This is a genomic window from Rhodospirillum sp. A1_3_36, assembly GCF_047263945.1.
Classification (GTDB): domain Bacteria; phylum Pseudomonadota; class Alphaproteobacteria; order Rhodospirillales; family Rhodospirillaceae; genus Rhodospirillum.
Map to the genome: position 1 here is coordinate 1 of NZ_JBLAVB010000072.1, position 2669 is coordinate 2669.

The window sequence follows — 2669 nt, forward strand, 5'->3', positions numbered from 1 at the left end:
TGATTGCCCATGCGGTGGTTGGCTGTGGCACGGGCGCGCTTGCCTCGGATGACTGTGCGTCGGGCGCGATTGGTGCCGTTGCCGCAGAATTGGCCGGTGTGGCCTATGAAGCGCTGTTCGCCGACCAGCTAAACAACGATTTGGCGGCCCTTAAGGCACAAGGGGTGACGGACCCCCAGGACCAGCGGGTCCTGGACGTACTCCAGAGTTATCAAGCGATGGGCATTAACCTGTCCAAGCTCGCTGCGGCTTTCACAGCCATCGTTGCGAATGCGGACGCCGATGTGGCGGTTCAAACGGGCGGAACTGCAGCCGAGAACAACTTTTTCGGGCTTGCCGCCTTGCTTGTCGTTGCGGCTAGTGCCTTATGGGCAGGTGGTGCGGTGATGACAATCATCGACATCAATAACATGTCTGAGTTGGAAACCGCTTGCGGTAATGGTGACCAGTCGGCTTGTCAGGAGGCCGATACCCTTGCCTTGTCCATGGCGGCGGAAGCTGCGTTTGAGATTGCCACAGGGGCGATTCCGACCAGTGCCGTAACCAAAGGCCTTCGTTTGTTCATCCAGCGGGTTGCAAAGTACAATTCAGCCGCCGCCGGAAAACTCAGTACTGCGGTCGAAAAGGCAGCGGGACATGCGAGCGGCGGTTTGTGCTCCTTCTCCGGAGACACCTTGGTTCTGACAAGTGTTGGCCTTATGCCGATTAGAGATATACGGGCGCAAATGTCCGTGTGGTCTCGTGATGCCGATACGGGGGACATGGCATGGAAGGCCATCGAAGCGCAGTATTCAAACCCTTATGATCAAACGGTTTCAGTAACGGTTCGCGACCTTGAGGGCGGGGCGGAACAGACCATCGTCTCGAACCTCATCCACCCCTATTTCGTGCAAACGACCCGGGCGGTAAGGCCGTCCGAAGGGCATGCCTATCGCGGTCCAATCGGCCATGGAAAATGGGTGAATGCCGGTAACCTGCAAGCGGGCGATCGCCTGCTGAACGACGATGCGTCTTGGGCCGAGGTGACGTCGGTGCTTGTTGAACAGAAAGCATTGAAGGCCTACAATCTCACCGTCGCAGACTTCCACACCTACTTCGTTGCGGCCAACGACAACGCCGCGCCCGTGTGGGTGCATAACAAGTGCTGGGATGAGGTTGACCATGGCCTCATTGAATTTAAGAGAGTCGAAAATGGGCGGCCCGTTTACGACTACGTAGATCCAGATACTGGTGACATTCGGCAGATTTATCTGGGCAAGGATGGGAAGTACTATGATCTGACTGACCATCCAATGGATGCTTCGGGAGCGCCGACGAATATCGACGTTGATGTTGGAGACGCTAATCCCACCACGTGGCAACGGATGACCACTCCTCAGGCAACAGAGGCGGCAAAGAATTTAGGATACGAGCGTACATACCAATATCCATTTGATTCTCATCGACAGCCTGTGTACTCAAATGGAAAGCAATTTATTAGTCCAGATTTTAATGGACATAATGGAGGTATCTGGAAGATCTTCGACAGAGCTGGCGAAAGGCTGGGAACCGCAGACGAAAATCTTAATTTGTTTAAAGGCTGAAGGGGAGTGCGAGGATGAATAAAATTATTGAAATTAAGGGGGATGCCGGTGTTCTTGGTGAAAAGGTAGAAGGTCAAATTTTTTTGGAAGAAACACCTGAAACTTTTTTTTTATATTGCCATGATTGGAGTATTGATCAATACGTCGCTCAATGGAAGCATGCAGCCAAATACTCGCTCTGCGAGAGAAGGGTTTCATGTTTTATTACAAAATTCGAAAGAGCATTAGAGCACCCAAAGAGAATAGATATTTTTACTATTATCCCTGAATCTACAGTTTTTAAACGGGAGTGCTATGGTAGAGAAGAAGAGTTTAAAGATTTTTACATTACAAATAGCTTTGTTTTTATTACAAGCAATCCATCGAGTCATATGAAGAATAGGGAGTTTTTTGATAAAATTGAATCTGTCTACGGAAATCCTTTCCCGATATTTCCTTTTTTTGAAGAAAAACTGGAGATATTTTATATGTATCTTTCTCGGAGCATACAAGGAATTTCAAATTGGAAAGTATCTTCTGAAAAATTAGAGTCATTGTTGTGAGTTTTTGAATTGGGAGGGGATCGCTTTAATCTGACTTCCTTCTCAGTAGTGCTTGTTGAGCAAGGGCACCACCCAACTTAACGCAGGTTCGGTGACCAACCTAGCCAATTCGGAAGTGAGAGTCTGTCCGGGATAGTTCTCTATAATTTTCTGGACCTTGCAATATCAAGGTCAAACTCTACGGCACGGTTGCCACGGCCACGGGGGCGAGCACCGGCAAGGGCGAGATTGTCGCCGGCCGGAACCTGACCATCGACGCGGGCGGCGAGGTTCTCAACGACTTCTCGACCCTTGCGGCCGGGGGCGACCTGTCGATCAGCGCCAATTCCCTGGTCAACAAGGGCATCGAAAACGTCGCCACCCTGTGGTTTGAATGGGCCACGAATGGCCAATTCAACCGGTGTTTCGGCGGCCCCTGCGTCGTAATTGCTCACGGGGTTGGCGAAATCGGTTGGCTGACGGCCTGGGTTGTGATTCAACCTTTGTATGAAAACGCCCCGGACATATCGACTTAGCGAAGCGGAGAAAGACGCCTTGCTGCTTG

The 2669-nt window shown here is 51.0% G+C and carries 3 protein-coding genes; all 3 read left to right on the forward strand.

The genetic code is table 11. The annotated features are described in order from the left end of the window. Positions 1–1583, forward strand: a 1583-nt coding sequence (locus tag ACLIRY_RS26895) for a polymorphic toxin-type HINT domain-containing protein (protein WP_413208494.1), incomplete at its 5' end; no start/stop codon positions are given. Between the two features lie 14 nt (positions 1584–1597). Continuing rightward, positions 1598–2125, forward strand: coding sequence for a hypothetical protein (locus tag ACLIRY_RS26900; protein WP_413208495.1), 528 nt, complete (start codon positions 1598–1600; stop codon positions 2123–2125). Positions 2126–2376: 251 nt separating this feature from the next. Then, a complete protein-coding gene (locus ACLIRY_RS26905) occupies positions 2377–2640 on the forward strand; it encodes a hypothetical protein (RefSeq protein WP_413208496.1) in 264 nt (87 codons plus the stop codon). Positions 2641–2669 lie beyond the last annotated feature (29 nt).